Genomic DNA, 5,121 nt, shown 5'->3' with positions numbered 1-5,121 from the left:
TCGCCGGGCTGGTGGGCGCGGCGAAGCTGCTCGTGGAGCGGCGCGAGGAGCTGGCCGGGTCGGTCGTCCTGATGTTCCAGCCCGGCGAGGAGGGCGGTGGCGGCGCCCAACTGATGGTCGACGAAGGCGTCCTGGACGCGGCAGGGGTGAGCGTCGTCGCCGCCTACGCGCTGCACGTCGCCGCGGCGCTGCTCCCGGCCGGCTGGGTCGCCTCCCGCCCCGGCCCGGTCATGGCCGCCTCCGACACCCTGGAGGTCACCTTCCGCGGCCGCGGCGGCCACGGCTCCATGCCGCACACCGCCCTCGACCCGCTGCCCGCCGCGTGCGAGGCGGTGCTCGGCCTGCAGACCATGGTCACCCGCAGGTTCGACGCCTTCGACCCGGTCGTCGTCACCGTCGGCACGTTCCACGCGGGCAGCGTGGAGAACGTCATCCCCGAGACCGCGTCCTTCGGCGCGACCATCCGCTCCTTCTCGGTCGAGGCCCGCCAGAAGGTCGCCCAGGAGGCGCTGCGCGTCGTCCGCGGCATCGGCGAGGCCTACGGCCTCACCGTCGAGGCCGAGATCATCGGCGGCTACCCCGTCACCGTCAACGACCCGGGCGAGTCGGCGTTCGCGGCCGACGTCGTCACCAAGGTCCTGGGCGCGGGCCGCTACGTCGAGATGCCCCACGCGGTCGCCGGCTCCGAGGACTTCGGCGTCCTGGACAAGCTCGTCCCCTCCGCCTACGTCATGCTCGGCGCCACCCCGGCGGACCGGGACCCCTTCACCGCGCCCTACAACCACGCCCCCGAGGCCGCGTTCGACGACTCGGTCCTCGCCGACGGCGCGGCCCTGCTGGCGGGGCTGGCCATCGGGCGTCTGGCCCGCGGGTGATCGGCACCGTCCCGGTGCAACGCGCGGGCGTCCCCGTCTCGTCCAGTGGGTGTGAACGAGTCGGGTAGGGGGCGGGGGCGGCCGGGTGGAGTTTGAACAGTTCGCCGCGGACCAGTGGGGACGGCTGCGGCGTACCGGATTCCTGCTGTCCGGTGACTGGCATGCGGGCGAGGACCTGGCTCAGGAGACGCTGATCAAGGTCGCCTCGCGGTGGTGGTCGATCCGCAGCCAGGACCGGGCGGCGGCGTTCGCCCGCAAGGCCCTGGTACGGACCTGGATCGACTGGCAGCGCAAGCGGTCCTCCGGGGAGCTGCCGGTCGACGAGGTGCAGCCCGCGGCGGTCACCTCCGCCGAATCCGGACCGGACGACCGCGTGCTGCTCGTCGACGCGCTTCGGCGGATCCCACCCGTGCAGCGCGCGGTGCTCGTCCTGCGGTTCTGGGAAGACCGGTCCGTCGAGGAGACGGCCGCCTTGCTCGGCCGCAAGCCGGCCACCGTCCGCTCGGACACGGCGCGCGGTCTGGAGCGGATGCGGCAGCTCCTCGACGGGTTCGAGGCCGAGTCCGAGGTTGAGGTCGCAGGGAAGGGGGTCGGCCGGTGACCGCGGAATGGGATGCCCGCCGGATGTTCGAGGCCGTGCTGCGGACCGACGAGCTGCGGACCGAGGAGGGGGACGGGTCGCTGCCGGACCTTCGCCTGATCCGCAGGGAAGGCGGCCGACGCGCGCGACGTGGACTGCTCCGAGGTGCGGGCGTGACGGCCGCCGTCCTGGCGGTGGCGGGCGGCCTGGCCGTCGGGCTGCCCCGACAGTCCGCCCCGGCCGCACCGTCCGGCTCGGGACGCGGCACGAGCCTGGCCGGTGCGGAGAGCAGTCCCGCCAAGCCGCCCACCGACATGCGCACCGCCGTCATGACCCCGCTCACCGCGGAGCTGATGTCCGTCCTGCGCCGCCACCTGCCGCCGGGACTCACCCTGGAACCGGGCCTGGGCCCGACCACCTTCACGCTGCGCCACCCCGACGGCTCCACCTCGACACTCGGCGCGCTCGTTGGCCTCCAGCACCTCGGCGCGCCACCGTCGCCCTGCCCGACGTACGGCGCCCACTGTGTGCCGGTCACGCTCCCGGACAGCTCCCAGGGGTGGGCCTCCGTCGGCCTGGACGGCCGCTCGGCCTCGGTGGCGCTCTATACCCTCGACGGCCAGGCCTTCGGCCTCAGCGACGGGGACGACGGCGTGAATCCGGGGACGCGCGACCGCGAGAGCGGGATCCCCCTGACGGAGCGGCAGCTGATCGCGCTGGTGGAGCAGCCGGACGTCTACCGGGTGCTCCAAAAGGTCCCGACGGACGAGGTGACCCCGGAACCGGCGGGGAGCGCCTACCGCCCGTAGGGCGAGGCACTGTCCGCCGGAGCGTCCTGCCACGGATCGAGCGGGACGTAGCCTCGGGCGCGGCCCTCCCGGTCGAGGAGGTGGCCGACCAGCTTCTCCGTGCGCAGGATCACCTGGCGGCCCGTCACCCGTGCCGAGGGGAAACGGACCCCGAGCTGCGCCTCGATACGGCGGGCGTCGGCCGCCTGGTGGGTCATCACGTTGACCACCACGTTGGCCGGCGCGCCGGCGACCACGCCGCACATGCGGACCGCCGGGAGGTCGACCAGCCAGCGGGTCGCCGCGTCCAGCTCCCGGGCCGGGATGTCGACCCAGAGCCAGGTGCCGACGACGTGCCCGTTCAGGCGGGGCGAGGCGTCGCAGCGCAGCACCAGGCGGCCGGTGCGGCGCAGCTCCTCCACGTGGCGGCGGACCGTCGTCGCCGGCAGGCCCGTGCGGGTGGCCAGTTCCGCGAAGGGCATCCGGCCGTCCGCGCCCAGCGCCTGCATCAGCGTGCGGTCGTCCAGTGCGCGGCGCAGTGCGCCGCCGCGGGTGGGGCCGGGGTCGGGGGAGGCGGCGAGGCCCGTGCCGATCGCCTCGCGCTGGGAGGGGTCGAGGGCGCCCTCGCGCCACCTGCTGCCCTCCCGCAGGGTGCGTTCGACGAATGCCGTGCGGGTGCGCAGCACGCCGGGGACCGCGCCGACCCGGTCCAGTACGTAGGCCGTGACCTGGTCGGGCTCCAGCGCCGCCACGGTGATCATCAGGTCGGTCTCGCCGGTGACGACCTCGACCGTCGGGGTCTGCGGGTCCGCAGCCAGGGTCGCTGTCACCGAGGCGACGGCGTCGGCCCGGCAGTCCACGGCCACCAGTGCGGTGAGGCCGACGCCCATCCGCTCCGCCGAGGGGTAGCAGGTGACCCAGGCGTCCCCGTCCGCCGTCAGCCGCGCCCAGCGGCGGGAGAGCGTGGCGGGGTCGACACCCAGCGGGCCGGCCAGCTTGGACCAGGGGGCGCGCGGGTCGACGCGCAGCGCGTCGACGAGGGCGAGGTCCAGTTCGTCGATCACGACCGCCGCCTCCTCCTTGGCCGATTCATGCGTGCGGGTGGTCTCCGTGTGCCGATCCGTGCGGCGACGGCTGCTCGCGGCCCAGGTTAGCCATCCTTTCGCCCACTCGCTCGGCCGCGTTCACGTTCACCCCCACACCCGGACGGATGTGCTGCCCATGCCCCGCCCCCTCTCCCGCGCCGGCGCGCTCGTCGGACTGCTGGTTCTCGTGGAGTTCCTCAGCGGCACGATCCAGGGCGCGTTCCCGATCCTGCTGCCGGACCTCGCCAGGTCCCTCCACTTCGGTGCGGGCGCGCAGGCGCTGGTGCTGGGGGTCAACTTCCTGGTCTCCGGGGTGACCGTGCCGGTCGCCTCCCGCCTCGGTGACCTGTTCGGCCACCGCCGGCTGCTGCTGGCCACCCTCGCGCTGACCTGCCTCGGCTATGTGCTCTCCGCCTGCGCGACCACGCTGCCGCTGCTGCTGGTGGGGCAGGCCCTCGCCGGACTGCTCAGCTGCTGGCTCCCGCTGGAGTTCGCGCTGCTGCGCGACCGGCTCGGCGAGGAGCGCGGTGGGCGCGCCGTCGGCCTGTTGGTCGGGTCGTTGACGCTGGGCACCATCGCGGGCGCGGTCGCCCGGCCGGGGCTGTGGGTCCTCGCGGCGCTGCCGGCCGTCTCGCTGGCCGTGGTCTGGGCCTTCGTGCCCGAATCCGCCACCCGCGCCGTCGGCCGCCTTGACTGGGCGGGCGCGGCCCTGCTCAGCTGCGGGCTCGGCCTGCTCTTCGGCGGGTTCAGCAGCGTCGGCAAGTCCACCGGTGCGCCGCTGACCGTAGCCCTGCTGCTGGGCGCGGCGGCGCTGCTCACGCTCTTCGTCCGCCAGGAGCTGCGCTGCCCGACGCCGACGGTGGACGTGCGGATGCTCGCCCGCCGTTCCACGGCGCCCGTCTTCGGCCTCAGCCTGCTGCTCGGCTTCGCGCTGTACGGCGCCCAGTCGCCGAACCTCTCCTTCCAGGCCGCCAAGCCCGCACAGGTCGGCTACGGCCTCGGCGCGGACTCCCAACTGCTCGGCCTGCTCACCCTCCCCGCCGTCCTCGGTGCCATGGCCGGTGCCCTCGCCGCGGACCGTCTGGCCCGTCGCTTCGGCGCCCGCTCGCTGCTGGCCTGCGGCTTCGCGATGAGCGCGGTCGGCTACGGCGCCATCGCCGCCCGCCACGGCAGCGCGGCCGCCTTCGTGCCGCCGAGCGCGGCCGCCGGCTTCGGCGCAGGCCTGGGCCTCAGCCTGCTGCCCGGCCTGCTGATGCGCCGTCTGCCCGCCGACCAGACGGGCGTCGGCACGGGCGTCTACAACACCCTGAAGACCCTGGCCGGCGCGGCGGCGGGAGCCGTCGGCGCGGCCGTCCTGGACGCGGTGCTGCTGCGGCCCGGCGTCCCCGCCGAGAGCGCCTACGTCGTGATCTGGACGGGCTGCGCGCTGCTGTGTGCGCTCGGCGTTCCCGTGGCGCTCTCGCTGCGCGCCGCCCCTGACACCACGACGAGTGACAGCACGACTCCTGACATCGAAGGCCATGGGCGGCTAGCCTCGGAACAGCCGGTGTGATCACCGCTTACGCGCCTTACGGGAGGCCTGCTTCATGGTTGCCACGTCGTCCGCCGACCTGTCCTCGCTCGTCAAGTCCGCCGCCCTGATCCAGCCGGAGTTGGTCGCGTTGCGGCGGGCGGTCCACGAGGAGCCGGAGATCGGTTTGGACCTTCCGTTGACGCAGGCGAAGGTGTTGGCGGCGTTGGAGGGGCTGGGTCTTGAGGTCTCGGTGGGGGAGAAGCTGAGCAGCGTCACGGCG

5 protein-coding genes and 1 pseudogene are annotated in these 5,121 nt (G+C 74.5%); 5 read left to right on the top strand and 1 reads right to left on the bottom strand.

Annotated features, from left to right (window positions below):
• The 3 genes from BMY61_RS43585 to BMY61_RS43575 all read left to right on the top strand — a co-directional run.
• Positions 1-875, top strand: an 875-nt coding sequence (locus BMY61_RS43585; RefSeq protein WP_075004326.1) for a M20 metallopeptidase family protein, incomplete at its 5' end; no start/stop codon positions are given.
• Between the two features lie 85 nt (positions 876-960).
• Positions 961-1,476, top strand: a complete 516-nt coding sequence (locus tag BMY61_RS43580; protein ID WP_042444577.1) for a SigE family RNA polymerase sigma factor — start codon at positions 961-963, stop codon at positions 1,474-1,476.
• Positions 1,473-2,264 (top strand): hypothetical protein, encoded by a 792-nt coding sequence (locus BMY61_RS43575; RefSeq protein ID WP_143094847.1) that lies wholly within the window; start codon positions 1,473-1,475, stop codon positions 2,262-2,264. Before BMY61_RS43580 ends, BMY61_RS43575 begins: the two co-directional genes overlap by 4 nt.
• On the opposite strand, the gene BMY61_RS43570 is transcribed toward BMY61_RS43575, so the two are convergent.
• Positions 2,252-3,307 carry an Lrp/AsnC family transcriptional regulator gene (locus BMY61_RS43570; protein ID WP_042444581.1) on the bottom strand — a complete coding sequence of 352 codons (1,056 nt, stop codon included), beginning with the start codon at positions 3,305-3,307 and terminating at the stop codon, positions 2,252-2,254. The genes BMY61_RS43575 and BMY61_RS43570 overlap by 13 nt on opposite strands.
• 157 nt (positions 3,308-3,464) lie before the next feature.
• Here BMY61_RS43570 and BMY61_RS43565 point away from each other — a divergent pair, with 157 nt between their 5' ends.
• Together BMY61_RS43565 and BMY61_RS43560 are read left to right on the top strand one after the other, a co-directional pair.
• Positions 3,465-4,880 carry an MFS transporter gene (locus tag BMY61_RS43565; RefSeq protein WP_052438486.1) on the top strand — a complete coding sequence of 472 codons (1,416 nt, stop codon included), beginning with the start codon at positions 3,465-3,467 and terminating at the stop codon, positions 4,878-4,880.
• 34 nt (positions 4,881-4,914) lie between these two features.
• Positions 4,915-5,121: pseudogene (locus BMY61_RS43560) on the top strand (amidohydrolase); the annotation flags it as partial.

The sequence above is a fragment of the Streptacidiphilus jiangxiensis genome (genome assembly GCF_900109465.1).
In the GTDB taxonomy this organism is placed as follows: Bacteria; Actinomycetota; Actinomycetes; order Streptomycetales; family Streptomycetaceae; genus Streptacidiphilus; species Streptacidiphilus jiangxiensis.
The sequence above is the reverse complement of the archived record's forward strand: the minus strand, read 5'-3'. Positions and strand labels throughout refer to the sequence as shown.

Bases quoted from the DNA above. Each gene is read 5' to 3' on its own strand.
- BMY61_RS43565 (WP_052438486.1), top strand. From the start codon at position 3,465: ATGCCCCGCCCCCTCTCCCGCGCCGGCGCGCTCGTCGGACTGCTGGTT.